The sequence below is a fragment of the Mycobacterium sp. genome (assembly GCF_044370595.1).
GTDB lineage: Bacteria > Actinomycetota > Actinomycetes > Mycobacteriales > Mycobacteriaceae > Mycobacterium.
Genome location: NZ_JBILVF010000038.1, coordinates 1 through 24522, shown reverse-complemented (window position 1 = coordinate 24522; position 24522 = coordinate 1). Strand labels below are relative to the sequence as shown.

At 68.2% G+C, this 24522-nt stretch carries 30 protein-coding genes and 1 pseudogene; 21 read left to right on the top strand and 10 right to left on the bottom strand.

Features of this window, described 5'->3' with window-relative positions; all coding sequences use genetic code 11:
- On the top strand, nt 1-1451 hold a 1451-nt coding region (locus tag ADBZ5N_RS07865), incomplete at its 5' end, for a WS/DGAT domain-containing protein (RefSeq protein ID WP_526256934.1).
- Nucleotides 1452-1696: 245 nt separating this feature from the next.
- Here ADBZ5N_RS07865 and ADBZ5N_RS07860 read toward each other — a convergent pair.
- Nucleotides 1697-2128 carry a TA system VapC family ribonuclease toxin gene (locus tag ADBZ5N_RS07860; protein WP_526256933.1) on the bottom strand — a complete coding sequence of 144 codons (432 nt, stop codon included), beginning with the start codon at nt 2126-2128 and terminating at the stop codon, nt 1697-1699.
- Nucleotides 2125-2367: a ribbon-helix-helix domain-containing protein gene (locus tag ADBZ5N_RS07855; protein WP_526256932.1), complete on the bottom strand. Its 243-nt coding sequence runs from the start codon at nt 2365-2367 to the stop codon at nt 2125-2127. Before ADBZ5N_RS07855 ends, ADBZ5N_RS07860 begins: the two co-directional genes overlap by 4 nt.
- A 202-nt stretch (nt 2368-2569) precedes the next feature.
- Between ADBZ5N_RS07855 and ADBZ5N_RS07850 the strand changes: the two genes are divergently transcribed.
- The 4 genes from ADBZ5N_RS07850 (at nt 2570) to ADBZ5N_RS07835 (ending at nt 5766) form a co-directional block, all read left to right on the top strand.
- Entirely contained in the window at nt 2570-3832 is a 1263-nt protein-coding gene (locus tag ADBZ5N_RS07850; RefSeq protein ID WP_526256931.1) for an HNH endonuclease signature motif containing protein, read from the top strand.
- A gap of 215 nt (nt 3833-4047) precedes the next feature.
- Complete coding sequence (locus tag ADBZ5N_RS07845) at nt 4048-4311, top strand: hypothetical protein (protein ID WP_526256930.1); 264 nt, start codon at nt 4048-4050, stop codon at nt 4309-4311.
- Nucleotides 4308-4709 carry a type II toxin-antitoxin system VapC family toxin gene (locus ADBZ5N_RS07840; RefSeq protein WP_526256929.1) on the top strand — a complete coding sequence of 134 codons (402 nt, stop codon included), beginning with the start codon at nt 4308-4310 and terminating at the stop codon, nt 4707-4709. The genes ADBZ5N_RS07845 and ADBZ5N_RS07840 overlap by 4 nt, the downstream gene beginning before the upstream one ends.
- Nucleotides 4710-5010: 301 nt before the next feature.
- Nucleotides 5011-5766 (top strand): hypothetical protein, encoded by a 756-nt coding sequence (locus ADBZ5N_RS07835; protein WP_526256928.1) that lies wholly within the window; start codon nt 5011-5013, stop codon nt 5764-5766.
- A gap of 62 nt (nt 5767-5828) precedes the next feature.
- On the opposite strand, the gene ADBZ5N_RS07830 is transcribed toward ADBZ5N_RS07835, so the two are convergent.
- Nucleotides 5829-6701, bottom strand: a complete 873-nt coding sequence (locus tag ADBZ5N_RS07830) for a lysophospholipid acyltransferase family protein (RefSeq protein WP_526256927.1) — start codon at nt 6699-6701, stop codon at nt 5829-5831.
- 98 nt (nt 6702-6799) lie between these two features.
- Nucleotides 6800-7255 carry a hypothetical protein gene (locus tag ADBZ5N_RS07825; RefSeq protein ID WP_526256926.1) on the bottom strand — a complete coding sequence of 152 codons (456 nt, stop codon included), beginning with the start codon at nt 7253-7255 and terminating at the stop codon, nt 6800-6802.
- Between ADBZ5N_RS07825 and ADBZ5N_RS07820 the strand changes: the two are divergent.
- A pseudogene (locus tag ADBZ5N_RS07820) lies at nt 7140-7403 on the top strand (type II toxin -antitoxin system TacA 1-like antitoxin); the annotation flags it as partial. The gene ADBZ5N_RS07825 and the pseudogene ADBZ5N_RS07820 sit on opposite strands and share 116 nt — an antisense overlap.
- 71 nt (nt 7404-7474) lie before the next feature.
- Here ADBZ5N_RS07820 and ADBZ5N_RS07815 read toward each other — a convergent pair.
- Together ADBZ5N_RS07815 and ADBZ5N_RS07810 are read right to left on the bottom strand one after the other, a co-directional pair.
- Nucleotides 7475-8191 carry a GH25 family lysozyme gene (locus ADBZ5N_RS07815; protein ID WP_526256925.1) on the bottom strand — a complete coding sequence of 239 codons (717 nt, stop codon included), beginning with the start codon at nt 8189-8191 and terminating at the stop codon, nt 7475-7477.
- Nucleotides 8192-8229: 38 nt separating this feature from the next.
- The gene (locus ADBZ5N_RS07810; RefSeq protein WP_526256924.1) at nt 8230-8709 is read right to left on the bottom strand and encodes a DUF4174 domain-containing protein; all 480 of its coding nucleotides are present in this window, start codon (nt 8707-8709) and stop codon (nt 8230-8232) included.
- 45 nt (nt 8710-8754) lie between these two features.
- Between ADBZ5N_RS07810 and ADBZ5N_RS07805 the strand changes: the two genes are divergently transcribed.
- From ADBZ5N_RS07805 to ADBZ5N_RS07785, 5 genes are all read left to right on the top strand, one after another.
- Nucleotides 8755-9423 (top strand): methyltransferase domain-containing protein, encoded by a 669-nt coding sequence (locus tag ADBZ5N_RS07805; RefSeq protein ID WP_526256923.1) that lies wholly within the window; start codon nt 8755-8757, stop codon nt 9421-9423.
- Nucleotides 9424-9666: 243 nt separating this feature from the next.
- The gene (locus ADBZ5N_RS07800) at nt 9667-10773 is read left to right on the top strand and encodes a baeRF11 domain-containing protein (protein ID WP_526256922.1); all 1107 of its coding nucleotides are present in this window, start codon (nt 9667-9669) and stop codon (nt 10771-10773) included.
- Between the two features lie 87 nt (nt 10774-10860).
- A complete protein-coding gene (locus ADBZ5N_RS07795; protein ID WP_526256921.1) occupies nt 10861-11076 on the top strand; it encodes an antitoxin in 216 nt (71 codons plus the stop codon).
- On the top strand, nt 11073-11456 hold the full coding sequence (locus tag ADBZ5N_RS07790) for a type II toxin-antitoxin system VapC family toxin (protein WP_526256920.1): 384 nt from the start codon (nt 11073-11075) through the stop codon (nt 11454-11456). The genes ADBZ5N_RS07795 and ADBZ5N_RS07790 overlap by 4 nt, the downstream gene beginning before the upstream one ends.
- A gap of 71 nt (nt 11457-11527) precedes the next feature.
- Nucleotides 11528-11953 (top strand): hypothetical protein, encoded by a 426-nt coding sequence (locus tag ADBZ5N_RS07785; RefSeq protein ID WP_526256919.1) that lies wholly within the window; start codon nt 11528-11530, stop codon nt 11951-11953.
- Between the two features lie 10 nt (nt 11954-11963).
- Here the strand turns inward: ADBZ5N_RS07785 and ADBZ5N_RS07780 are convergent, their stop codons facing one another.
- Nucleotides 11964-12533, bottom strand: coding sequence for a C40 family peptidase (locus ADBZ5N_RS07780; RefSeq protein WP_526256918.1), 570 nt, complete (start codon nt 12531-12533; stop codon nt 11964-11966).
- Between the two features lie 135 nt (nt 12534-12668).
- On the opposite strand from ADBZ5N_RS07780, the gene ADBZ5N_RS07775 reads away from it, so the two are divergent.
- From ADBZ5N_RS07775 to ADBZ5N_RS07750, 6 genes are all read left to right on the top strand, one after another.
- The gene (locus ADBZ5N_RS07775) at nt 12669-13643 is read left to right on the top strand and encodes an alpha/beta fold hydrolase (protein ID WP_526256917.1); all 975 of its coding nucleotides are present in this window, start codon (nt 12669-12671) and stop codon (nt 13641-13643) included.
- A gap of 29 nt (nt 13644-13672) precedes the next feature.
- Entirely contained in the window at nt 13673-14071 is a 399-nt protein-coding gene (locus ADBZ5N_RS07770; RefSeq protein WP_526256916.1) for a cupin domain-containing protein, read from the top strand.
- A gap of 113 nt (nt 14072-14184) precedes the next feature.
- Entirely contained in the window at nt 14185-14652 is a 468-nt protein-coding gene (locus ADBZ5N_RS07765) for a retropepsin-like aspartic endopeptidase (RefSeq protein WP_526256915.1), read from the top strand.
- Complete coding sequence (gene rimK, locus ADBZ5N_RS07760; RefSeq protein WP_526256914.1) at nt 14649-15554, top strand: 30S ribosomal protein S6--L-glutamate ligase; 906 nt, start codon at nt 14649-14651, stop codon at nt 15552-15554. The genes ADBZ5N_RS07765 and rimK overlap by 4 nt, the downstream gene beginning before the upstream one ends.
- Nucleotides 15551-16558, top strand: a complete 1008-nt coding sequence (locus tag ADBZ5N_RS07755) for a succinylglutamate desuccinylase/aspartoacylase family protein (protein ID WP_526256913.1) — start codon at nt 15551-15553, stop codon at nt 16556-16558. Before rimK ends, ADBZ5N_RS07755 begins: the two co-directional genes overlap by 4 nt.
- A 29-nt stretch (nt 16559-16587) precedes the next feature.
- On the top strand, nt 16588-16833 hold the full coding sequence (locus ADBZ5N_RS07750) for a hypothetical protein (RefSeq protein ID WP_526256912.1): 246 nt from the start codon (nt 16588-16590) through the stop codon (nt 16831-16833).
- 18 nt (nt 16834-16851) lie between these two features.
- Here ADBZ5N_RS07750 and ADBZ5N_RS07745 read toward each other — a convergent pair whose 3' ends face one another.
- Both ADBZ5N_RS07745 and ADBZ5N_RS07740 read right to left on the bottom strand, forming a co-directional pair.
- On the bottom strand, nt 16852-17505 hold the full coding sequence (locus ADBZ5N_RS07745) for a cutinase family protein (protein ID WP_526256911.1): 654 nt from the start codon (nt 17503-17505) through the stop codon (nt 16852-16854).
- Nucleotides 17506-17583: 78 nt separating this feature from the next.
- The gene (locus ADBZ5N_RS07740; protein WP_526256910.1) at nt 17584-18534 is read right to left on the bottom strand and encodes a hypothetical protein; all 951 of its coding nucleotides are present in this window, start codon (nt 18532-18534) and stop codon (nt 17584-17586) included.
- 182 nt (nt 18535-18716) lie between these two features.
- Here ADBZ5N_RS07740 and tet(V) point away from each other — a divergent pair, with 182 nt between their 5' ends.
- The 4 genes from tet(V) to ADBZ5N_RS07720 all read left to right on the top strand — a co-directional run bounded on the left by tet(V) (nt 18717) and on the right by ADBZ5N_RS07720 (nt 23983).
- Nucleotides 18717-20006, top strand: coding sequence for a tetracycline efflux MFS transporter Tet(V) (tet(V), locus tag ADBZ5N_RS07735; RefSeq protein ID WP_526256935.1), 1290 nt, complete (start codon nt 18717-18719; stop codon nt 20004-20006).
- A 65-nt stretch (nt 20007-20071) separates the two neighbouring features.
- Complete coding sequence (locus ADBZ5N_RS07730) at nt 20072-22723, top strand: SEC-C metal-binding domain-containing protein (RefSeq protein ID WP_526256909.1); 2652 nt, start codon at nt 20072-20074, stop codon at nt 22721-22723.
- Nucleotides 22724-22763: 40 nt separating this feature from the next.
- Nucleotides 22764-23438, top strand: coding sequence for a fructose-specific PTS transporter subunit EIIC (locus ADBZ5N_RS07725; protein WP_526256908.1), 675 nt, complete (start codon nt 22764-22766; stop codon nt 23436-23438).
- Between the two features lie 71 nt (nt 23439-23509).
- The gene (locus ADBZ5N_RS07720) at nt 23510-23983 is read left to right on the top strand and encodes a PTS sugar transporter subunit IIA (protein ID WP_526256907.1); all 474 of its coding nucleotides are present in this window, start codon (nt 23510-23512) and stop codon (nt 23981-23983) included.
- 45 nt (nt 23984-24028) lie between these two features.
- On the opposite strand, the gene ADBZ5N_RS07715 is transcribed toward ADBZ5N_RS07720, so the two are convergent.
- Nucleotides 24029-24522 (bottom strand): NYN domain-containing protein (locus ADBZ5N_RS07715; RefSeq protein ID WP_526256906.1); only part of this gene is annotated, 494 nt, incomplete at its 5' end.

Sequence of the window (24522 nt, the reverse complement as noted above, 5' to 3'; positions counted from 1 at the left end):
TGCACGCGGCGATCACCGAGCGGCTCGTCGAGCGCTATCCGGTGTTTCGGAGCAGGGCTGTCCAGGACGGATTCGGCGCGTGGTGTTGGGAGCCGGATCCGGACTTCGACGTCAGCAATCACCTCAGCGCCGCTATCCTGGCCGACCCCGACGATCCGCGATGCATGCATGCGCTGGTGGCTGCGCACCGCACCGAGTTGCTCGACAGCACTCGGCCGTTGTGGCAGGTGATCTGGGTCGAGCGCTACCGCGGCGGGAGCGCGATGATCCTGCGCAGCCATCACGCGCTAGCCGACGGCATGCGCATGGTGCAGCTGGCGATGAGTCTGTTCGACGCCGCACCGGAGGGCGGCGCGATCCTGGGGCCTGCGGTCGCCCAGTACGGAGCTCAGTTGGAGTCGCCGCGGGTGCCGGTATCGCAGCGGCTGCACAGTGCCGCAGTCGAATTCGGCACGGTCGTGCGAACTGCCGGCCGGTGGCTGTCGGAGGCATCGGGGGGACGGACCCCGGAGCACCGTCGGGCGGCGAGGCTGAGCCGTTTTGCGCTCTGGAACCCGCTGGGCGCGCTGCACTCCCTGCTGCACAGTGTGTGCAGAGCGGCGGCGCGGGCCGCGGCGGCGCTGCGTCAAGCCCTGCCCGGCGGCGGCACGCTGGCCGGAATCCTCGCCGCTGCACCCGGCGACGTCGACACCGTCCGCAAGTTCGTACTCGGCACCCGCAACGACGTGACGATCTGGACCGGAGCAGCAAGCGGCTCCAAGGGCGTGGCCTGGTCGCCACCCCTGTCGCTGCACGCCGTGAAGGCGGTTGCCAAGGCGCACGGCTGCACCGTCAACGACGTTTTGGTCGCCACCGTCGCCAGTGCTCTGCACGACTACCTGCGATCGCAGAAGGCGCACTGCGCGTCGGTGGCGTTCATGGTGCCGGTCAACCTCAAGCCGCTCGATCTGAGCCTGCCCGAAACACTGGGCAACGAGTTCGCCCTCGTCCAACTGGAGTTGCCCACCGATGAGCCCGATCCGGTCAAGGTGCTGAGGATCGCCCGGCGGCGGATGAATCGAATCAAGAACGGCAACGAGGCCGCCGTGGCCTTCCGGCTGCAGGAGGTGATCGCCGGGTTGAGCCGGACCATGTACGAGGCTTCGGTGGAGTTGTTCACCAACCGCACTCTCGGCGTGCTCACCAACGTGCCCGGCCCGCCGATCCCGGTCTACCTGGCGGGGGCGCGGGTGGAGGGAATCGCCGGCTGGGCCCCGGTCTCCGGCGACCAGCCGATGAGCTTCAGCATCTGCAGCTACAACGGTGACGTGGTGGTCGGAATAGCCTGCGACACCGAACTGGTACCCGGATTCGAGGGCATCGTCGACGGCTTCGCCGCCGCCTTCAACCGGCTGGTCGCGCACACGCCCGGGGTTGACGTGCCGGTCGGCGAACGTCAACTGACGCCGTAGCGCACCATGGAGTCGAGCGGAGCGTCAGGTACGTGTGGCTACCAATGGACGACCGGCAGCGGGCCGGATGATCCCGTCGACACCGGCGTCCACAAGTGCGTTCGCACCAGCCACGGCCGGGAGGAGCACGTGTGTGCCTGCACGGCGGTGGCTCCTGCCGCGGCAGGCTAGCCCGATGATGATTTCGCGGAAGTTCTCGCCGACCAGCGGAATGCCGGATGGCTCTTCGCCGAGGGCCCACGGGTTCAGATGACGGTGAGATTCCACTCTTCGGCGTGGCGGACGGCTTCGACGGAAATGGACTGATCCAGGGTCACGAATCGACCGTCGTGGGCGGTGGCGAGCGCTAGCAGGTACGCGTCGGTCACCTGGCGATGGCCGAGCAACCGGGAATGATCGATCAACTCCTCATCGAGCAGGGACACCGAACAAGACCAATGCACATGGTGTTGTGTGGCAGTTGCGCGCGCGAGCCTGGCGATCGCCTGCCCTGGCAGAACGGGGCTGGGGTACCGGGGTTGGCTGATGATCCGCACGAAGCCGTTCTGAGTGATCGCACATGATGCCCAACCATGGGAGATCTCGGCGCTGAGCCAGCCGCGAACCCTTTCATGGTCGACGTGATCGCTGTCGAGGAGTGCTATCAGCACGTTCACATCCAATAGGGCACGAGTCACACGGCTTCCTCATCGCGCAGTCGGTCAACCAATGCGTTGGAAACCGCCTGCCCCCGGTGCTCGAAGGGTTCGAAGCCGTAGAAATCCGCGCCCCGTACAGACCCCGTGGAACTCTGCTGTTGCGTGAGCGCCAGGCGGGCAAGCTCGGAGAGGACTTCGCCTGCGGTGCGGTTCTCCCGCCGGGCGCGTTCCTTCACGGCGAGCAGCACGTCATCGTCGATCGACAGTGTGGTTCGCATGCATCTGATGTTAGTGCATCAGATGCATGCGGGCGATGTGGTGTCGCGCGACCTCCCCTGCACCCCTCGTCACTCCGCGTCACCCGGCCGGCAGCGCCGGCGGCTTCGGTACCGGACAGTCAACACCAACGCCGGCCGCCGTTCACGAGGGCTGACGCACACCATCATTCAAATTGTCAGACCCCAGTGGGATGGTGGTGCCATGTCAACGACGGTTACCGCGACGGCTCCGGAAGTCAGTTCCAAGGAGCGTCTGGCGGAGTTGTTCGACGAGCTGGCGGAGTTGACGGGTCAGCGCAACGCCATCGACGGCCGGATCGTGGACATCGTGGCCGAGATCGACCACGACGGGATGTGGGGGAACACCGGGATGCGTTCGGTGGCCGCACTGGTGGCCTGGAAGACCGGCAGCTCGCAGGCCAATGCCGACGCGATCGCGACCGTCGCCCATCGGGCCGGGGAGTTGCCCCGCTGCACCGAGGGCCTGCGCGAGGGTCGGCTCTCGTTGGACCAGGTCGCGGTGATCGCTCAGCGTGGCGGGGAGGGCTCCGATGCCCATTACGCTCAGTTGGCGTCGGTGGCCACCGTCAGCCAGTTGCGCGCCGCGATCAAGCTCGAACCGCGCCCCGATTCCGGCCCGCGGCCCGACCCGGTCGCGTCGATCAGCAAAACCGGCGGTGACGGGTTCGACTTCTGGCGGATCCGCTTGGCCCACGCCGAATCGGCAGTGTTCGAGGCCGCGCTGGCTTCGCACCGCGACGCCCTGTTCGCCGAGTGGAAACACGACCGCGAGAACAACCCCGGCAGCCGTGAGGGCTCCGAGGATCTGCGACCGCCGATGCCGACCACCCTCGACGCCTTCCAGCGGTTGGTCGAAACCGGCTGGGACCTCGAAGTTGGGCGCCGCCCGCACGGCCAGCGCACCACCGTGGTGGTTCATCTCGACGTCGAACGCAGGGTAGGGGCTCTGCACCTGGGTCCGCTGCTATCGGACTCCGAACGCCAATACCTGACCTGCGACGCCACCTGCGAGGTGTGGTTCGAACGCGACGGCCAGGTGATCGGAGCCGGCCGGTCCACTCGCACGATCGGCCGCCAGTTGCGTCGGGCGCTGGAACACCGCGACCGCTGCTGCGCGGTGCCGGGCTGCGGGGCGACCCGCGGTCTGCACGCCCACCACATCCGGCACTGGGAGGACGGCGGCCGCACCGACCTGGACAACCTGGTTCTCTTATGCCCGCACCATCACCGGCTCCACCACAGAGGTGTCATCACCATCAGTGGGCCCGCCGAGCGCCTCGTGGTCACCGACGAGGACGGCCAACACTTGCATTCCGGATCACTGGCCCGACCCCCCAGCGGCCCGCCGCCGGACGTCCCGCCCTGCCCCGGACCGCTCGGCGAACGCGCCGACTGGCGGTGGTACGACCCGTATCGGCCGTCGGACCCGCCGAGCGCCAACTGAACGATTGGTCGGCACGACCGAAAACGTAACGCCCGCAGGGAGATCTAGCGTCGCACCGATGGTCCCGACGCGGGATGGGTGATGCACGCGCCCGTGAGAAGTCCCCGTGCGGGCAGGCCCGGGCTCTGAGTCGGTAGATCGCCGTCGTCGAGGTCGTAGCCCTGTACCGGCGTCGACGGTGTACCACCAAATCTCTCGGTGGTACACTCATCGGCGTGCCGACAACACGACCCCGCTATCAGGTGACCGAGACACCCGAGGTCGCCCGAGCGCTGGACCGGGCCGCCAAGCGGTGGCCTGGGGAACCCCGGTCCCGGCTTCTCGTGCGCCTGGTCGAGGCGGGAGGGGACAGCCTCGCCGACGACGAACGCGCCAGGGAAGCTCAGCACCGGGCCGCCGTGCTGGCCGGGGCCGGCCGCTACCCGGAGGCCTTTGGCCCGGACTACCTGGTCGAACTTCGGGCGGATTGGCCGGCGTGATCGCTCTGGACGCCAGCGTCCTCATCGCATACCTCAACCCCGTCGATGCGCATCACCAAGCGGCCACCCGGATACTGCTGACGGGTACACCGGGGGAGATGCTCGTCCACACGATCACCATGGCCGAGGTGCTCGTCGGCGGCGTACGTATCGGTCAGGGAACCGCGATGCGCGACGACCTCCGTGCCGCCGGAATCGCCGTCGCGCCACACGACGACGGGGAGTCGCTTCGGCTTGCCGAACTTCGTGCCGCCAGCGGGCTGAAGTTGCCCGACTGCTGTGTGCTGGATATCGCCCTGCAGCACCGGGCCAACCTCGCCACCTTCGACAATTCCCTTGCCGCAGAGGCCAGCAAGCGCGGCGTGCCCATCGACGACAACTGTGGGCACTTAACCTGACGGCAGAGCGACGGCACTTGCGCGCCGACCTGTTGTGGGTGCCGGCACGCAGAGTGAGGAGAGCGCCACGGCCTCCTCGCTAAGCCACTTGTACTCTGGCGGCCATTGTGGCGCTGGTGGCGCCATGACGAGTGTGCAGATCAAGGATGTTCCAGAGGAGACCCACGCGGCCCTTCGAGCCGAGCTCGTCCAACGGTTGGGGAGAAACAAGGCCTAGGTGACCGCGGGTGGTCTGTCTGTGACATCTGGCGAATCTGACTGACCATGCGGTGGACGAATGTCGCTCGTTAGCATCATCGAGGTGTCCGAAACACCGGCCGTCGCTGCGCTGCAACGTATTCTCGACGCGCACGGCGGGCTGCGGTATTGGCAGACTTTGTCGGCCGTGGAAGTGGAACTGTCGGTGTGGGGAGTGCTGTTCGGCACCAAACACATCCGGCCCTTGCGCCACGCGGTGGTGGCCGTCGACACCGATGACCCTCGGGCCGTCATCAAGGATTTCCCGGAGCCCGGATGCACCGCGGCTCTACTCGGGAATCGCCGGGTGGAGATCCGTGACCAGTCCGGTGCGGTGCTGCGGTACCGGGACAACCCGCGGCGGGCGTTTCAACACCCGCGCCGCTTGCTGTACTGGGACGACCTGGATTTCACCTACTTCTGCGGGTATGCGATGTGGTGCTACCTGACCGTGCCGTTTTCGCTTCTCAGTAACGGGGCCAGGGTTTATGGCTGCGAGCAGGACGCCGACGGTGCGGTGAATCTGACCGTTGGTTTCGCCGACTATCTGCCGGTGCACTCCCCGACACAGAAGTTCTACTTCGATCCCACGGGCCGGCTTGTGCGCCATGACTACACCGCTGAAGTAGTGGGCCGCTGGGCCAGGGCCGCGCACCTGTGCAACGAATACCGTCGATTCGGGGAACTCTGGATGCCCACGCGCAGGAGGGTCTATCCGCGGGGACCGTTCGGCCGGCCGCTGCCGGGTCCGACACTGGTCGCGATCGACATCCATGACGCCACGCCGGTGCCGGTGATCAGCACAGCAGGCAGTCAGTGATCCCGTACCGGGCGCGGAGTCGGCTCTGGTGAGCCCTCAGGCCGCGATCGCTGCGGCCCCACCTAGCTCGGCTGCAGCGCCGCGCCCCACGCGAGCGGATTGAGATTGCGGTACGGATCGCCGGCCCGCAGTTCCTGGAGGTCGGCGAGGATCGCCTCAAGCGCGCTCTGAGTCCGCTGTTTCACGGTGGCCTCCCAGGTGTCAGCCCCCGCGTCGGCAGGACGAGTCGTCGAAATCGGTTGCCCGAAGCGCAGATACATCCGTTGCGGCCGCGGCAGCAGCGTCAGCCCCAGACCACGCGTCAGTGGGATCCCGGTACCTGAGAGACCGTGTAGGCGCTCCCCGATGCCGCGTGTCATCCGCTCCCAGGTGCTGTTGCGCTCCACCAGGCTATGGAAGACGTCGTCGCCGCCCACGAGGCCGACCGGGACGATTGGATAGTCATGCGCGACGGCAAGGCGGGCGAAGCCCGAACGGCCTTTCCACATCAGGCGGTATTCCTCGCCTTTGAACTTGAGCATGTCGCGACCACCGCCGGGGTAGACCAGCAGAGCCTCACCTCGCTGCATCAATTCGGCCGCGACGTCGGGTTGGCCCGGCACCGCGCCGATCGCCTCGGCGAGATCGCGGCGCAATCCCGTCATCTCCTTCACCTTGTCGATGGCCAGCCCTCGCAGGCGCACCCCGAGGTGTCGGTGCACGAAGTACCCCGTCACCAGGATCTCCGGCCAGCCGGCTGAGGTGTGATTGCCGACGAGTAGGAATCGCCCGTCGCCGGGCAGGTTCTCCAACCCGTCGACGTAGATGCGGGACAGATCGACCGCAGGGCTAAGACCGTTGGCGGCGGCGAAAATCGCATTCCGCAACTTCGCCACTCGAGGGGGCTGGTTGATCAGCCGGTCGAGGTCTTCGGCGGACAGGGGAGTGTGGGTCATGAGACCACCGTAGGCCCGACACGCCCACCCGCCCAGGAGCTAGGCCGCGCTCCCGGGCGAGCTCGTCGAAGGCATCGACTCGGATCGGTCGCGGCCTCTTACGAGCTGAGCACGACGACGTACTGCCCGCCACCGGCCTGGATCCGCGATTCCAGCGCAAGGCCCGGGGCCAGCCGGCTCAGGCGGTCCATCAACCATTCGGCGGCGGCGACGGCATCGGCTTCGGTCGGGCATCGGCCCATCGCCTCGCTGCCTCGTTTCCGTGCCAATCGCTCGACGCTGGTGACGATGACGGCGGGGTCGGACACGAACAGCTCGGGTGCCCAGTTGACGACGGGTGCGACGGCGCCCTTGCGGGTGTTGCATCCCCGGTGGGCCAGGCGTTCGCTGCCGAACACCGAATCGGCGCCTTTGCCTCTGGCTTTGCCTTTGCTGCTCATGCTGTCGATGCTCGGCCCGCGATCGTCGTTGACCGACATCTGCGGGTCGACCGCCTCGTCGCACAGCCAGCACCGCCACCCGTCGGCCGTCCCGATCTCGTCCAGCCGACTCATGTCCCTGCACCCCCCTCTTCACTCCGCGGCACCCTGGCCGGCAGCGCCGGCACAGGAGCTGTTGATCCGACGTGCCGCAGAGGCTACCGATAGCACCATCACGGACTTCATTCCGGGCAGCGTGATGGAGAGTGCCGACCGTGTTTTGGCCGACCGAATGTGGCCCCGCTGTCGGCGGCCCTCTGCGCGGCAAACCGGGGGCAATCCTCGGCGGAGACCTCAATCCCTTGGCGTATCGCGATGCGGCGCAACGGGATCCCTGCCACAGAGCCTGATGAGCGTGTGGAGGTCACCGTCGAACTTATTGACATCGCAGGTGTGTTGTCGCCCCACGACCGCGTCGGAGGCGAACTGAAGGATGCGCGGCTTGCGGCCCGACATCGACGCCCAGCCATGGGACCGGTCCGTCACGCCCCGGTATTGCTCGGTGAACGGCCGGGGTGCACCGGACCCGGTGTAATCGCTGTTCCACAGGTCATAGCCGGTGCCCAGCTCATCTCCGTACAGCCACCTGGGGGCGTACACGACGACGTAGCCGGTAGTCCCTTCGCGCGCCATGCGGTCATGGACGGCGTCGACTGCTCTGCGGATCTCATCGGGACTGGGCGGGCGGGGCAGACCCTGCTGTTCGGCGTCGATCTGCCAGATCCACGGCCCCTCGTGCCACCACGGCGTGCGCTCGGAGACGAAGTCCATCCAGAAGTTCACCTGCGCCTCGATCCCGTTGGGCGGATCCGGCCACAGGTAGTGATAGCTGCCCAGGACCGGGATTGCGGCCCTGCGGGCGCGCTCCAGTGCCTTCTTGTAGTACCGGTCCTCCCAGTCGCCGCCCTCGGTGGCCTTGTGGGTGAAGAAGGAGATGCCGGCGTCGCGCGCGCTGGCGAGGTCCATCGGCCCGCGGCCCCAGTCGTGGTTGGAGGCGTCCCATCCCCACACCGTCGTCGTGTTGCGAACAGGGAGGGGGTTGCGTCGTCTCAGCACCGGCCCGGATCGGTGCTCATCTCGCCGCCCCGCATCGGCATGCCGTCGATCACCGCGTAGATCGCCGCAAGATCCGGGACGTCGTTGACGCGGAGTTTCTCGCCGCCGTCTTTGCCGATCAACACCACGCTGAAGCTGTCGGCGCCGATCCCGAACTCCGACTGCAACCGTTGCGCCTGCTCGGTGTCGACCACGTCGCCGTCGAGGGTGCTGGTGCCGTCGGTGAGGATCCGGCCGAGCACCATGTCGCGATCGGCGAACTCACACCGACTGGCCTCGATGCGGCCCGTCGTCTCAACCAGCCGTGGATCATTTCCGGTGGGCGCGAACACCAGCAGTGGGCGGCTTTGCCACAGATAGTCACTCAGTTCGGCGGCCACGGCCCGGGCCGGCATGAGCACAGCGCTGGTCGCCGCAAAGATCACTGCGAGAGTGATGCGGATGACGAGCCGGGAAGGATGATGCCTGATCATGGTGACCCCTGACTCTAGTGTGACCCGAAAGGCGGTAGGGCCTCGATGACCGACGACTCCGTCCCGCGCGAGGACCGCTACGAGGACCGCTACCAAGACCGCTATGAGGGCTTCCCCGACGGTTTTTTCACCCGGTTCGACGAGGACGACGACACTCGCTTCTACGGCGAAGTGCGCCTGGTGCAGCACATCGACGACGGTGCCATCGCCGCGGTGCGCGACCTCTACGACGAGCTCGGCCTGGATGGCGAGGTGCTCGACCTGTGCAGCTCCTGGGTGTCGCACCTGGCCCGGACTCCGCAGCGGCTGGTCGTGCTGGGCATGAACGCCTTTGAGCTCGACCGCAACCCGCAGGCGCATGAACGGGTCGTCCACGACCTCAACCGCGAGCCCACGCTGCCCTTCGCCGACGCCTGTTTCGACGGGGCGATGTGCACGGTGTCGGTCGACTACCTGGTCAAGCCGATCGAGGTGTTCGACGAGGTGGCGCGGGTGCTGCGGCCCGGCGCGCCGTTCGTGTGCACCTTTTCCAACCGGTGCTTCCCGACCAAGGCGATCCGGGGTTGGCTGGCCACCGACGACGAGGTCCACGTACAACTGGTGGCCGAGTACTTCCACCGCTCGACCGGCTGGGACCCGCCCCGCATCGAGCAGCGACCGACGCCGTGGCTGGGCGACCCGCTCTTCGCCGTGTGGGCACACCGCTCCCCGTGAGGGGGCGCCTGCGTGCTCAGCTTCGAAACACTCCGGTGGAAGCCGTCAGTCGAGAGATCACCCGCTTCGACGCTGAACTCGGGGGCGAAGTCGCGCCGTTCGCCGCCATTTTGACGATGCACCGCGCACTGATGGCCACTCAGCCGCGGCACGCCCCCGCAGAGTTCCCGCCCACCGCTTCGGGTTCTGTGGTCCCGTACTGTTCTGGCCACCAACCCCAAGTGAACTAGAGGACGTGGCGAAGTGTGGAATCTGGATATCCCGAGCGAGAGTGAATTGCGGCTGCTGGCCGCGATCGGCGGGCCCGCGGTAGTGACGATCTACCTGCCCACAACACCGGTCACTCAGGATTCCGCCAGGGAGGCGATGGCGTTCCACAACCTGGTCCGGGAAGCGATGGTCGAGGTTCGCCAGCGCCCCGAATTGCCCCGCGGCGACGACGACTACATCGAGGTGCAACTGCTCGACCTTGTCGATGACGACGACTTCTGGGCTCACCAGTCGCACGGCCTCGGGGTGATCACGACCCCCGACGGTCAGTGGACGTTCCGACTGCCACACCGGCCCGATGCCCAGGTGCATGTCGACGACCGGGCGCACCTCGTGCAGCTGATCGCAGCGACGGCTGCACAGGACGCGCATGTGCTGTGCCTGTCCGAGGGTGAGGTTCGGCTGATCGATGTTGCCGCGGACCTGCCGCCCAAGGAGGTCAAGGTGCCAGGTATGCCCACCGACGCGGCCAGCGCCGTCGGCAAGTCCTCGATCAATGACCGGTCTCCGTCGGGCCGACTGATGGGTTCGGAAGGCAAGCGGGTGCGGATCCGTCAGTACGCGCGGCTGGTCGACGACGCCCTCATGCCGTTGCTGCGCGGCGATGAGCGTCCGTTGGTGCTGATCGCCACCGAGCCGATCTCGTCGATTTTCCGGCAGGTCTGCTCCGCGCCGACTTTGGTGGCGCACGGCGTCGAGGCCAACCCCGACAAGTGGACCCTTCCCCAGATCGCCGAGGCGGTGAAGCCGGTTCTCGTCGGGCACGCCGCCGAATCCGATGTCGCACTGGCCGGCCTGGTCGATGAGCGGCGAGGACAACGGCGGGCCAGCACCGATCTGGCGGATATCGCCCGGGCCGCCACTAACGGCGCGGTGGCCACGCTCATCCTCGACCGGGACTACGACGAACGCGGCACGATCGGCGAGGACGGCTCCCTGACATTGGATCCGGCCGGCCCGGTCATCGCCGAGGAATTGGTCCGCAGGGTGGTGGCCAACGGCGGTCGGGTGCTGGCGCTGGCGGCGGAGCGGTTGCCCGCCGGCTCGCCGGTCACCGCCCTGCTGCGGTACGCCCAATAGATCGCGCTCCCCGTCGATCGGCTGGGTGCGAAAGGCGGTGCTAGCGTTGAGCAAGCATAATGCTTGCCCGAAAGGTATTCTCGGTCCGTGCGCACGCTGTATCTCCGCAACGTTCCCGACGAGGTGATGGATCGCCTCGAACGGCTGGCCGGCGCCGCAAAGATGTCGGTGACTGCGGTGGCCATTCGCGAACTCGATGTGGCGACGCGACGGATCGACAATGCCGGGTTGGTCGCGGCGCTGCCGGATCTGGATATCCCCGCGGCATCAATTGTGCAGTCGGTCAACGCCGATCGGAGATGATCGTTCTCGACGCGTCAGCGGCGGTGGCGGCTCTACTCAACGACGGCAACGCCCGGCAGCTTGTCGGTTCCGAAGGCCTACACGCTCCCCACCTGATCGATACCGAGATTGTCAGCGCGTTGCGCCGACTGGTTCACATCGGGACGCTCAGTGCCGAGGACGGACCGCGCTGCCTGCAAACCTGGAGTCAGCTCGCGGTGATCCGTTACCCGGCCGGCCCGCTGCTGCAGAGGATATGGGAACTCCGCGAACAGATTTCCGCCTATGACGCGATGTACGTCGCGCTTGCAGAGCTTCTCGACTGCGCACTGGTCACCGCGGACGCGCGTCTGAGCCGAGCGTCCGGCCGACGATGCGCAGTCACCGTGGTGCCGGATTAACCGGGCCCCAGATTTCAAACCTTCATCCGGCCGTTTCGCCGTTGTGACCTCAGGCGGTGAAGGTGACCAGAATGACATCGAATCGTTTGCTCCGCTGGCTTCCCGTCGTCGGTCTCGGCGTCGTTGCCGTCGTGGCCGCAGTTCCCGCCCAGGCCGACTCCGATGACGACCCCACCCAACCCGGTTCGATCAGTGGTGCCGTCGAAGAGTTCGGCCAGTCGCTGTGCCCGATGTTGGTCGAGCCCGGGTCGTCGCTGGCCGCCGCGGTCTCTGAACTGCAGGGCAACACCGGCTTGACTCCGACGTTGACGGGCATGGTCGCCCGCCTGGTCATCCAGACGCAGTGCCCCGCATTGATGACGAAGGTGGCCAACGGGGACCTCTCGTCACTCAAGCTGCCCGACGCCGCCCCGGATGCCGCCGGTGAGCTGGTACTTCCGGTACTTCCGGTACTTCCGGATCTACTCGGTATTGCCGCGGGGCAGCCCGAAAGCTAAGGGCCGCAGGCTATCGGTAGCGCCGGACGCTGTGGATCGGGGCGCGGTACAACGACGCGATGACCACCGGTTGGCCGTCGAACTGGGCGTGCACCATCCTGCCTTCTCCCAGATAAATACCCACGTGCGACGCGTCGGGGAAAAGACTGATCACATCGCCGGGCCGCATCTGGTCCAGCGGTACCGGCTGACCACCGGATGCCAGCGCCTGACTGGAGCGCGGCAGTGTCAACCCGGCCTGGCGGAACGACCACACGACCAGCCCGGAGCAGTCGAAGGCATCCGGGCCCTCGGCGGCCCACGCGTACGGCGCGCCCAGTCGGGTCAGCGCGGCGTTCGCCACGATCGATCCGACGTCGCGGTCCGGCGCGGGCAGGCTGCCCGGGGCGTGGGGAACGCCGGAGGGCGGGGCCGGCGGAGCGGCCGGGGCCGCTGCGGCAGGCGTCATCACCACCACGGCGTGGGCCGGAGGCACGGGGGGCGGCTCCCACGGCGGGGATCCAGGCGGTTGGACGGGGGTGAAGGCCACCGTCGCCGGAACGGCCATGGCAAGCGCGACCCACGTTCTGCGACGTGCCATGGCCGCCTCCGGTCGTTACGCAGGGATGCGCGTTCGTTATGTGATCGTGATGTCGGAGAGGATGGGGCCGGCGTTACACGTGGTGGCCCCCTTCGGCAGCGGGGTCGCTGGTGATCGCTCGTTAGGCTGCGGCACATGCAGGTGCTGCGGACTCCCGACGATCGGTTCGACAACCTGCCGGGTTACCCCTTCGAGCCGAACTATGTCGAGGTCCAGACCCCCGGGCTGCCGCCGGTGCGGATGCACTACGTCGACGCCGGACCCCGCGAGGCTCCGGTGGTGCTGCTCCTGCACGGCCAGCCCACCTGGTCGTTTCTCTACCGGCATGTCATCACCGGGCTGGCCGCGGCGGGACTGCGGGTGATCGCGCCGGACAACGTCGGGTTCGGCCGCTCCGACAAGCCCGCCGACCCCACCGATTACACCTTCGCCCGGCACGTCGACTGGATGCACAGTCTGGTGAGGCGCCTCGATTTGTGCGGTGTGACGCTGGTGGCCCAGGACTGGGGCGGCCCGATCGGGTTCAGCGTGCTGGCCCGCGAGCCGGCGCGGTTCGCTCGGGTGGTGGCGACCAACACGATCCTGCACACCTGCGACCCCGCCCTGGCCGGACAACTGACGTGGGCGCACCACGCAATAGAGGGCGGCCGGGTGGTGCTGCAGGAGACCCTGCTCGACTACGTCGCCTTCTACCAGCGGGCCCCCGACATCACGGCGAGCATGTTCCTTCAGGCTGTGGCCGGACCGCTGAGCGCCGAGGTGCTGGCCGGCTACGACGCACCGTTTCCCGACCGCACGTTCAAGAGCGGTCTGCGGCAGATGATCGCGCTGATCCCGTTGACCCGCAACGACCCCGGCGCGGCGATCGGGCGCACGGCGATGGCCGCCCTGGGCCGATGGCAGAAGCCGTTCCTGACTGCCTACTCTGACGGTGATCCGGCCACCCGGGGGTTCGAAACGGTGTTTCAGAAGCACATCCCCGGGGCGCGCGGGCACGATCACCGCACGATCACCGGCGCCGGGCATTTCGTCCCGGAACAACGGGGCGAGGAGTTGGCTCGGCTGGTGGCGACGTTCGTGGCCGGCACGCCAGCACCCGCCGGTAAGTAGGGGAGCAGGAAGTAGGGGAGCATACGGCGATGGCCATTGCGCTGAAGTACGTCCGACTCTTCGTCGATGACAACGGCATCTCGCATCTGGAGGACTGCGTGTTGCCGCTGGAGACGCGCGACTTTGCTCCGCCGGCGACACCGTTGGACGTGTCGGACTTCATGGCGGCCGAGGGCTTCGCCGTGCTTTGTTTTGCTCCCGACTGGTCGGGGCCGTGGCATCCGACCCCGTACCGTCAATGGGTGTTCATGTTGTCCGGTTCACTCACCGTGACCGTGGGCGACGGGACTGAGCGATCCCTGTCCCCGGGCGACATCGTCTTGCTCGAGGATGTGGGCGGCACGGGGCACTTGACTCGCGTCACCGGCAGCCGGCAGGCCGTCGCGGTGGGCGTACGAGTCGCCGACGATGACGTTCCGGCGCCGTAACGGTGTTGCGGGCAGAGAATTGGCGTTAATGTCTCTGACCACAGTTGCTGGCTCCGCATGCGAATCCGCCAGCGAATCCTCGGTGACGAATGTTGGGCGGACTGAGCATCGCAGTGCACGAACCTACGTTGCTCGGGTGGCGGGAGTGGGTGTCGCTTCCCGATCTGGCTATTGAGCACATCAAGTGCAAGGTGGACACCGGCGCGCGCACCTCCGCGCTGCACGCGTTCTTCGTCGAGCCGCTGGTCGAGAACGGGAGGCAGCGGGTGCGCTTCGGGATCCGCCCGCTTCAGAACGACCCGACGGTGGAGAGGATCTGTTTCGCCGACGTCCTCGATGAGCGCATCGTCGCCGACTCGGGCGGCCACCGCGAGAAGCGCTTCGTGATCGAGACATCGATAGTGCTCTGCGGTGCACGCTTCCCGGCAGAGGTTACACTCACCGACCGCGAGACCATGCGGTTCAAGATGCTGCTGGGGCGAACCGCGCTGTGCGGCCGCTTCCACGTCGACCCGGCCCGTTCTTACCTGACCGGAAGGCCGCAATTCGGTAGCGGCCGGAGAAGGGGAGAAGGGCGATGAGGGTCGCGATTCTTTCCCGGAACTCCAAGCTCTACTCCACCCGCCGTCTGATCGAAGCCGCCGAGCAGCGCGGGCACGATGTCCACGTCCTCGATCACCTGAAGTGCTACATGGACATCGCGTCGCACGATCCGGCGATCCACTACCGCGGCAGGGAGCTTGACCCCTTCGATGCGGTGATTCCCCGGATCGGGGCGTCGGTGACGTTCTACGGCTCCGCCGTGGTGCGCCAGTTCGAGATGATGGGGACCTACTGCCTGAACGAATCGGTCGCGATCACGCGCTCGCGAGACAAGCTGCGCTCGCTGCAGATTCTCGCCCGCGCGGGGATCGGGTTGCCGGTCACCGCATTCGCGCACTCCACCGACGCCACCTCGCAGCTGATCGAGATCGTGGGCGGCGCGCCTCTGGTGGTGAAACTGCTTGAGAGCACGCAGGGCAAGGGTGTCGTGCTGTGCGAAACCCGCTCCGCGGCCGAGGCGATCATCGAGGCGTTCCGGGGGCTCAATGCGAATTTCCTGGTTCAGGAGTACGTCAAGGAGGCCGGCGGCGCGGACATCCGTTGCTTTGTCATCGGCAACAAGGTGGTGGCGGCGATGAAGCGCCAGGCGAAAGCCGAGGAGTTCCGTTCCAACCTGCACCGCGGTGGCGCTGCGTCGCTCATCCGGCTGACGCCTGAGGAGCGCTCGACGGCGGTCCGGGCCGCACAGCGGATGGGCCTGAACGTCTCCGGCGTCGACATCCTGCGCTCGAACCACGGCCCGGTGGTGCTTGAGGTCAACTCCTCGCCCGGCCTGGAGGGCATCGAGACGGCGACGGGGCACGACGTCGCCGGGCAGATCATCAGATTCATCGAACGCAACGCCAAACCCGGCAAGACCAAGACCCGGGGCAAGGGTTGACCGCCGACCTGGTGATCTCCGGCGAGTCGATCGCGCCGGGCACTCGCGTCACCATCGACCTCCCGGTTCCGCAGCTCTACACCCACACGCCGATGACGATGCGGGTTCAGGTGGTGCACGGCCGGCGTCCCGGCCCGCGGCTGTTCGTGTCCGCCGCGGTGCACGGCGACGAACTGAACGGCATCGAGATCATCCGGCGCCTGCTGCGACTGCCGGCGCTCAAGGTTGTCCGGGGGACTCTGATCGCGATCCCGATCGTCAACGTCTACGGGTTCCTCCAGCAATCGCGCTATCTTCCCGATCGGCGTGACCTGAACCGCTCGTTCCCGGGTTCGGGGCGCGGATCATTGACCGCGAAGGTGGCCGACCGCTTCATGAGCGCAATCGTCGCCAACTGCACCCACGGCATCGACTTGCACACCGCGGCCAATCAACGCGACAACCTTCCCCAGGTCCGCGGCGACCTCGACGATGCCGAGACGCTCGCGATGGCGCGCAGCTTCGGGGTTCCCGTCCTGCTCAACGGCGCGAACCGCGAGGGCACGCTGCGCGGGGCGGCAACGGCCATGGGAATCCGGACGTTGCTCTACGAGGCGGGTGAGCCGCTGCGCTTCAACGAGGCTGCAATCCGCCCGGGGGTGCAGGGGATCGTCAACGTGATGCGCACCCTCGGCATGCTCGCCCCCTCACGACGCCGCGCCCGTACCGATCCGTTCGTGGCGCGGTCCAGTTCGTGGGTGAGAGCGCCGGAGAGCGGCATGTTCCGCAGCGCGACACCGCTCGGCGCCCGGGTCGAGCAGGGAGAGCCGATCGGCCAGATCGCCGATCCCTTCGGTGACACAGAGACCACGGTGATTGCGGCGCAGTCCGGGTTGGTGATCGGGCGAACCCAGCTGCCGATCGTCCACCAGGGTGACGCGCTGTTCCACGTGGCCCGATTCGAAGACGTCGGAGAGGTGGCCCAGCACGTCGAGGACTTCCAGGCCGCTCACGAAGACGTCTGACGGGCGCACTGGCTGAGAGATACTCGAGTGTGCCGAAGAATCCCCGCATCTGGATCTATCTGGCGGTCGGCCTGGTGGCTGCCGGACTCATCGGTTACTCCGAGTGGCGCGACTCCGACGCCCAGCGCATGCAGCGCTGCATCGATGCCTCCATCGCCGCGATGAAGCGGGATACGCCCGCGCTGGACCGTTTCGACAATGCCCAACCCGCCCTGGTGGAGATGTCGCGGGCAAGTTGCGCGCGACGACTCGGCATCGACCCGAATGCGCAGTAGGCCGGGTTCTCCGGCCCGCTATTGAAGCCGGGCCGCGACGAAGTCCGCCGCCTGCCCCACCATGCCGTTGCTCGCGTAGGCAAGATGGGCAGGGAAACTCTGTCCGCCGGGCCAGCAGTAGATGTCATCGGGTACGCACAGGTCGATGGTCTTGGCTCCGTAGCGGCTGCTCAGCGTGGTCAGCGATCCGCCGCCGGGGATCGCCCCGGCGGGGTTGCCGAACACCGCAACGGCGGCAACCTGATTGGCCACATTCGCGGGCATCGGCACCGGCGTCCAGTCGCCGAGTGGGCGTTGGTCCATGGTGATGAGGTCGATGACGCCGGCGCCCTGCGAGAGCCCGCTGAGCACGAGCCGGGTGTTCGGGCAGTTGTCGGCCATCCACTGCACCCGGCCGGCGGCGTCGGCGGCGCCGATCGGCACCGAATTGGCGAAGTCGAAGCTGGCCGGATAGTTCACCGAGTAGGCGTCGACCGATCGGCCGCCGGACCTCGCGCGTACCGCGTCGACGAAGGCCTGTCCGACATCGCCCAGACCGACGCCCCCGGTGCTCCGGGCGTAGATCACCTCGATGTCGGGACACGGGGCCGCCGACGCGGTGGGCACGGCGGGGGCGGTGATCGCGGCGGCCGCGAGTGTGATCGCGACGACAAGGCGCTTCACGGATGCCATCTCGATCGTCTCCTCATTCAACGCTGCCCCAACACCGGGCCTGCATGATCGGTCGAGCCTATCGCCGTCGCCGACACGTCAACCCGCCGTCTGACTGAAACGGCGGAAATGGGCGACGATGCGCTGGGACAGGTCCTCGGGCAGCGTCATCTGGAGGGTGACGTCGTCGAACCACACGGTGGCGCGCGGGTCGGCATAGGGCAGTACCTCCTGCACCTCGCCGATGCGGGCGCACATCGTCGGGATGAAACGCTCGAAGCCCACCAGCGGGCACAGCGTGAAGGCGCCCATGTCTTGCACGAAGACCAGCGCCTCGGAGGTCACCGGAGTCTGCAGGCACGCCTCGGCCTGGCGCAGGAAGTCCTCGTGGTAGTCCATCAGTCGGTTGGCGACGGCGACGATCGCCTCGGCGTCGGCGGTGGTGTCCTTGCCGGGTTCACCGAACGCGCCGCTGAAGGCGGGGCTGAGCATGAACTGGTTGATCTGCTCGGTGAGTTCACCCACGGTGTTCATCGCCGTCAGGGCGGTCTGGCCGTACTCCCGCCCGGACAGCGGCGACCCGGGGCCGGGCTGATATCCCGACGCGCAGCGCCGCAGCCGGTCGGTCACCGCGTTGCGGCGCGCCACCAGGACCGAGGCGAACACCGCCCACGGCCACGCCGCCGGCTCGTCGGTGATCAGCTCGGCCAAGCCCTCCTCGGTGGTGGCGACCTGAGCCACCAGCGAGGCCTTCTCGTGGGGCGGAACCACCCGGGTGGGCGTCGGGTCCACCGGCCGGGCCATCGCCTCGGCCAACTCGCGGAACTCCGGCGGCCACGGCCAGGGTTCATCCTCCGTCCGCGTCGCGCGGATCCTCGTGTAGCCCTCCCAGCAGCCGCCGGCGATGCCCGCCGCGCCGATCAGGCCCAGCAGCCAGTTCCCGTTCGCCAGCCCGTTCAGCAGCAGCACGGCCCCGATGAGCACGCTGAGCTTGACTCGGCCGCCCATGCCTCGGCGGCCCAGCCGGCGCCACATGGTTGTCAGTGTCACCGCCACCCCCCTTGTTGTTGGGGGCTGAGGATAGCGGCGGCCGCCGACAGGTTCCGGGAACACCCACGATCGCCGCGTTGAGCCAAGCGACCCATAGTCAGGCGCCCGCGGAGTATTCGTTCGACTCCGCGTGGTCGGTCGGCAACCATGGACGAGTGAGCGCACCGTCCGACGTCGAGCAGGTGGCCGAATCTGCCCGCGGCTGGCGCGTCCTGGCGCCGCTGCGGTTCCGCGACTTCCGGCTGCTGATCGCCGCCGTTGCGATCTTCATCTTCGCCGAGGGCATGTGGACGGTGGTGATGGCGTTGCAGGTCATCGCACTGGCCGATGACCCCGCTGCGCTGTCGCTGGTCGCCACCTGCCTGGCCGGGGGCATGCTGGCCTTCATCTTGGTCGGCGGAATCGTCGCCGACCGGCTTCCGCAGCGCGTCATCATCATCGCCGTCGAGGCGGTCAATCTCGTCGCCGTCGCCGCGGTGGCGGTACTGGGCATGCTCGGTGAGTTGCGGCTGTGGCATATGGCCGTCGCCTCGGCGGTCCTCGGCGCGGGAGCGGCGTTCTTCTTCCCCGCCTACAGCGCCTACCTGCCGCGTATCCTGCCCCCGCAACATCTGTTGGCGGCCAATGGGATTGAAGGGATGGTCCGTCCCACCCTGGGCCAGGCGATGGGGCCCGCCTCCGCCGGCATGCTCGTCGGCGCAACCTTCCCGGCGTGGGGCAGCGCGGCGGTGGCCGTGCTCTTCGCCGTCGGCCTCGTGCTGTTGGTGGCCATCCGCCCCGAGCGCGCCGAGAACGCCGAGCGCGCCGAGAACGCAGGGCTGCTGGTCGCCGGGGCCCCTCGCGACAGGCCCCATCCGCTGGCGGACTTGCGCGACGGGTTCGTGTTCGTGCTGCGCACCCGATGGCTGCTGTGGACGCTGCTGTTCGCCAGCGTGTGGGTGCTGCTGGCGATGGGTCCGATGGAGGTGCTGCTGCCGTTCATCGCCCGGGAGCGGTTCGTCCACGGCGGGCAGAGCTACGGCTTTCTGCTCGCCGCCTACGGTCTGGGCAGTGCGCTGGGCGCCCTGGCGGTGTCGACGCGGCCGCTGCCGCGCCGCTACCTGACGCTGATGATGATGCTGTGGGGACTGGGATCGCTGCCGCTGGCCGTGGTCGGAGTGACGCCGTCGTTCCCGGTGATGGCCATCGCACTGTTCGTGGTGGGAGTGGCCGGCGGCGCCGGGATGGTGCTGTGGGGCACCCTGCTGCAACGCCGGGTGCCGGCGCACATGCTTGGACGGGTGTCCAGCCTCGACTTCTTCGTCTCGCTGTCGTTCATGCCGGTGTCGATGGCACTGGCCGGCCCGCTGTCGAAAGTCGTTGCCGTCGACGTGATATTCGCGGTAGCGGGAGTGGGGCCGATCGTCTTGGCTGTGATCGCGTTGGCCGCGGCTCGGATGCCGGTTGATGAGATCGCCCACCCGTTGAACTGAGCGACGTTCCGCCGTGGACGGTTGTCGCTCAAAGGCTGCACCGGGACAACTCCGGGTGCAGACCGGTGCGAATCCCCGCCGAGTTCGACACCGAGTCGAGCGCTCGCGCGGCCGGCGACGGTAGCGTCCCAGTGGTGTCCGGCTATCCCGAAGATCTCGCCGCCGCCGTCCGGCAACTGCTCGCCGCACGGGGCCCGCTGTCCCACGCAGACCTGCTCGCCGCCCTCACCGCGGCCGGGATGGACCTGGGTGCCGATGCTGATGACGCGGTGCACGACGCGCTGGAAACCGACCCCGGTCCGGTACTGAACCTCGCCGACGGCCGGTGGGCCTGGATTCCGGCGGTGCTCGATGGGCGGGTGTTCACCCACCGCCTCAGCGCCGCGGAGGCCGAGTGCGACGCCATCAGCTGGGACGGCGACTTGGCGCCGCTGTCGATGCTGACCGAGATGCCGGAATTCCAGCGACTCTCCGACGGCGCTGCGATCGCCGAGGTTTTCGGCGGCCTCGATGACGAGGCCCTCGCCGCCCGCGGGGTGCCCGTGGAGCTCGACAACGGGGAAGGGGTGCTGCTGCTGCCGCCGGGGCGGTTCGCCGACATCGACGCGGGTGCGGGGGATCTGGTCGGCCTGCGCGTGACCGCTGAGGGCTTCGAACTGTCCCGGGTCTCGGCGCCGGCGCCGAGCGATTTCGGGACGGCGCTGACGGGCCTTCTCCAGCAGCGTCCGGAGGAGCCCGTCATGCTCGACACCGCGGTGTGGACGGCGTGTGCCGACGATGCCGGCGTCTTCCGGGAGGCGGCGCTCCCGCTGACCGATCTACTGGCCGGCAGTGGGCTGGCCCGCGACAACGATGCCCTGGCGCCGGCCGGTTTCGACTTCGACGGCTGGCGGACGGGGCTGCGGATCCGGCGACTGGCGATGCGCTACCGGCTGGACCAAGACGAGGCCCGGGCGGTGCTGACGGTGACGCGGCTGTGCGGATACTGCCGGGAACTCGTTGAACTGGCCGAGGAGACCGGCAACCCCGATCAGGACGACCTCCACCGTCTCGTCGAACGTTTCAGCGCCCCTGCCGACGGCCCCGCGCGCATGCCGATACCCACCGCCTTGGAGTTCCTTGCCGATCCGCTGGTGACGGCCGCCGTGTACGACGAGACCACATCGGGACACCTGCCGCAGGCGGCTGCGCTGGGGATGTTCGCCGAGTCGATCGAACCGATGGCCCCGCGCTCAGCGCGCCCGGCGCTGCGCTGGCTTCGCGGTAAGGCACACGAGCTCTGCGGCGACATCGACTCCGCCGAAGCGGTTTTCGAGTCGGGCGAGTCGCTGGACCCGTCATGGCCGCTGACCCCGCTGTCGCTGTCGCGCTACGCCGCCGACCGCGGCGACGCCGAGCGTGCGCTGTCGCTGCTGCGCCGCGCCGGGGTTCCCGAGGACCATGAGATGGTTCAGCTGTTGCTGCGATTCCGGCCCGCCGCGCGGATCGGACTGGGCCGCAACGAGCGTTGCTGGTGCGGGTCGGGGCGCAAGTACAAGGTGTGCCACCTCAACCGCGAGCAGTTGCCGCTGGAGGAGCGGGCCGGGTGGCTCTACCAGAAGGCCGGCAGCGTGCTGGCCGAGGGTGAATTCGCCGAACTGCTCCTCGAGTGCGCCGGGGCTCGCGCCGCCTACTCCACCGACCCGGATGCCCTGGAACGAGCTCTCGACGACGATCCGTTCCCCGCCGACGTGGTGCTCTTCGAAGGTGGCGCGTTCGATGAGTTCGTTCGTCTGCGTGGTCATCTGCTGCCCGACGACGAGCGTCTCCTGGCCCAGCAGTGGCTGCTGACCGACCGCTCGGTACATGAGGTTCTCGCCGTCCGGCCCGGCGCGGGCATGACGACTCGCGACGTCCGCACCGGCGACGTTCACGACGTTCGGGAGAGATCCGCAAGCAAAATGCTCAAGGTCGGCGAATTCTATTGCAGCCGAATCGTTCCCGCCGGCGACACCATGCAGGTCTTCGGCGGGCTGGAACCCGTGGCCCTGAATCAGCGCGAGGACGTGCTGGCCCTGCTCGACGACGACCCCGAACCCGTGGACCTGGTGGACTACCTGTCGCGCTGGCTGGCACCGCCGCGGATGACCAACACCGAGGGCGAACCGCTGCTGCTGTGCGACGCGACGCTGAGCGTCGACGACCCCGACGCACTCGCCGCAGCGCTCGACATGACCTACGACCGGCACGACGACGACGCCGACGGCACCCGGGTGTGGCTCGAGTATGTCCTCACCGGCGGCATGCGGCGGATCCGGGCGCAGTTGGAGTTGCGGGGCGACCAGCTGCACGTGCACGCCAACAGCGCAGCCCGCTTCGACCGAGTCCTGTCTGTGGTCAGCGAGCTGGACCCGTCCGTCACGGTGGTCTCGCAGACCCGCGAACCGGCCGGCAGCGTCGAGGACATCGCCCGTCTTCAGGCCAAGCACCCCGCTCCCGGGCCAGGCCTCGACCCCGAAAGTCCTGACATGGCTGCGGTTCTCGAGCAGGTCACCCGCCAGTACGAGCAGGCCTGGCTGGACGAGCCGATCCCCGCGCTGTCCGGACGCACCCCGCGCGAGTGTGCGGCCGACCCCACCCGTCGTCCTGACCTCATCCGGCTGCTCGACACCTTCCCGCAGACCCACGCCCCCGGAGCCATGAGCCCGGTCCGGCTGCGCGCGGCGCTGGGACTCTGACTTTCAAAGCCAGCGGCTGCCGCACTGGCGTCCTTCGGCGATGCCGACGGAACTCTCGACGTGCGTCCTGGGCGCACCCATCGCCGGGCTGTTCACCGCGCTGACGAACTGGCTGTCGGGGCTCACGGGCGCCAACGCCGTCATGTTGGGCATCATCCTGGGCTTGATGATCGCCTTCGACATGGGTGGTCCGGTGAACAAGGTGGCGTTCCTGTTCGGCGTCGGCCTGATCGCCACCGGCCAGACCGCACCGATGGGCATGATCGGCGCCGCGATCGCCGCCCCGGCGATCGGTCAGGGCCTGGCCACGGTGCTGCGCCGCAAGCTCTACAACGATTCCGAGCAGGAGATGGGCCTGGCGGCGATGTTCATGGGCTTCTTCGGAATCACGGAGGGCGCCATACCTTTCGCCGCTGCCGATCCCGCCCGTGTCATCCCGGCCAACATGGTCGGTGGGGCCGTCGCCGGCACCACCGCAGCCCTGTTCGGGGTGACCAACGCCGTTCCCCACGGCGGCGGGATCGTCGCGGTGCTGGGAGCGGTGCACGGCATTCCCGGCTACCTGATCGCGATCGCCCTGGGTTCCACCGTGACCGCGCTGATGACCCTCGGCCTGAAGATGCGCCACAAGGCCAAGCCCGCTTCTGCGCCCGCTTCTGCGCCCGCTTCTGCGCCGCTTCTGCGCCCGCTGCTGCGCCCGCTTCCGCGTCGGTAGAGCAGTCCGGGCAGGCCGTCGGATCCGGTTCCGGTGCCGTCGGGGCTGCCACCGCCGGGGCTGCCACCGCCGTGGCGGTCGCCCCGGCCAAAGTCGGCCTGGCCCAGTACATCACCGCCGAGACGGTCGGAGTTGAGCTGACCGCGACCGAACGCGATGCCGCCATCGCCGAACTGGTCGACATCGCCGCCCGCACCGGGAAGGTCAACGATCCGGCCGCCGTGGTCGCCAGCGCGCTGGCCCGCGAGGCCACCGTGAGCACCGGTCTGGGCGACGGAATCGCGATTCCGCACGCGAAGACCGATGCGGTCGCCGAGCCGGTCGTGGTGTACGCCCGCTCACGCGCGGGCATCGACTGGGGCAGCCGCGACGGCAAACCCGCCACCGAGCTGTTCTTGATCGCGGTGCCCGAGCAGGCCGCCGGCGACGCGCACCTGACCATCCTCGGCGCCTTGTCCCGCAAGCTGGTCAACGCGCAGTTCCGCTCCGAGCTGTCCACGGCGGTACCGGAACGGGCCTATGAACTGCTCGCCGCCGTCCAGTAGCGGGTAGCCCGGGCGAGGCCCACTCTCGCGGTGCACGGCCCGCCCTTACCGCAGTTTCACCAGCCGGGTGGTCGAGGTCTCGTCGAGCTCCACGACGTCGGCGCGTGAGCGCAGGAAGTCGCTGAACGACCGGAAACCCAGGGACTTTTCGGAGAACGACGGATCCATCCGCTTCATCTGCGCCTTGACCTCCGAGTTGTGCAGCCACTCGACGTCGTCTTTCTCCCGGGCGATCTGCAGGGCCCGGGTGAGCAGGGCGGTGGCGGCGGTCTGCGGGTCGGGGGCCGCCGGCTCTGCGGACTTGCGTGCCCGCCTGGGGGTGGCGGTCCCGGCAGCCGCCGGCTCGAAGCCCGGCACGCCGGGCAGGGAGTCGTAGATGACGAAGTCGTCGCAGGCCGCGGCCAGCGCCCGGCTGGAGGACCCGGCCACCCCGATGCCCACCACGTAGCGGCCCAGCCGCTTGCACCGCTGCGCCAGCGGGATGTAGTCCGAATCGCCGGCGACGATCACCACGTGGGTGAGGTCGGGCAGCCGGAACA

Excerpts from the sequence above, each read along its gene's own strand:
- ADBZ5N_RS07855 (WP_526256932.1), bottom strand. The coding sequence starts at position 2,367 with ATGCGAACCACACTGTCGATCGACGATGACGTGCTGCTCGCCGTGAAG.
- ADBZ5N_RS07850 (WP_526256931.1), top strand. The coding sequence starts at position 2,570 with ATGTCAACGACGGTTACCGCGACGGCTCCGGAAGTCAGTTCCAAGGAG.
- ADBZ5N_RS07830 (WP_526256927.1), bottom strand. The coding sequence starts at position 6,701 with ATGACCCACACTCCCCTGTCCGCCGAAGACCTCGACCGGCTGATCAAC.
- ADBZ5N_RS07825 (WP_526256926.1), bottom strand. The coding sequence starts at position 7,255 with ATGAGTCGGCTGGACGAGATCGGGACGGCCGACGGGTGGCGGTGCTGG.
- ADBZ5N_RS07810 (WP_526256924.1), bottom strand. The coding sequence starts at position 8,709 with ATGATCAGGCATCATCCTTCCCGGCTCGTCATCCGCATCACTCTCGCA.
- ADBZ5N_RS07805 (WP_526256923.1), top strand. The coding sequence starts at position 8,755 with ATGACCGACGACTCCGTCCCGCGCGAGGACCGCTACGAGGACCGCTAC.
- ADBZ5N_RS07790 (WP_526256920.1), top strand. The coding sequence starts at position 11,073 with ATGATCGTTCTCGACGCGTCAGCGGCGGTGGCGGCTCTACTCAACGAC.
- ADBZ5N_RS07785 (WP_526256919.1), top strand. The coding sequence starts at position 11,528 with ATGACATCGAATCGTTTGCTCCGCTGGCTTCCCGTCGTCGGTCTCGGC.
- ADBZ5N_RS07780 (WP_526256918.1), bottom strand. The coding sequence starts at position 12,533 with ATGGCACGTCGCAGAACGTGGGTCGCGCTTGCCATGGCCGTTCCGGCG.
- ADBZ5N_RS07775 (WP_526256917.1), top strand. The coding sequence starts at position 12,669 with ATGCAGGTGCTGCGGACTCCCGACGATCGGTTCGACAACCTGCCGGGT.
- ADBZ5N_RS07770 (WP_526256916.1), top strand. The coding sequence starts at position 13,673 with ATGGCCATTGCGCTGAAGTACGTCCGACTCTTCGTCGATGACAACGGC.
- rimK (WP_526256914.1), top strand. The coding sequence starts at position 14,649 with ATGAGGGTCGCGATTCTTTCCCGGAACTCCAAGCTCTACTCCACCCGC.
- ADBZ5N_RS07745 (WP_526256911.1), bottom strand. The coding sequence starts at position 17,505 with ATGGCATCCGTGAAGCGCCTTGTCGTCGCGATCACACTCGCGGCCGCC.
- ADBZ5N_RS07725 (WP_526256908.1), top strand. The coding sequence starts at position 22,764 with ATGCCGACGGAACTCTCGACGTGCGTCCTGGGCGCACCCATCGCCGGG.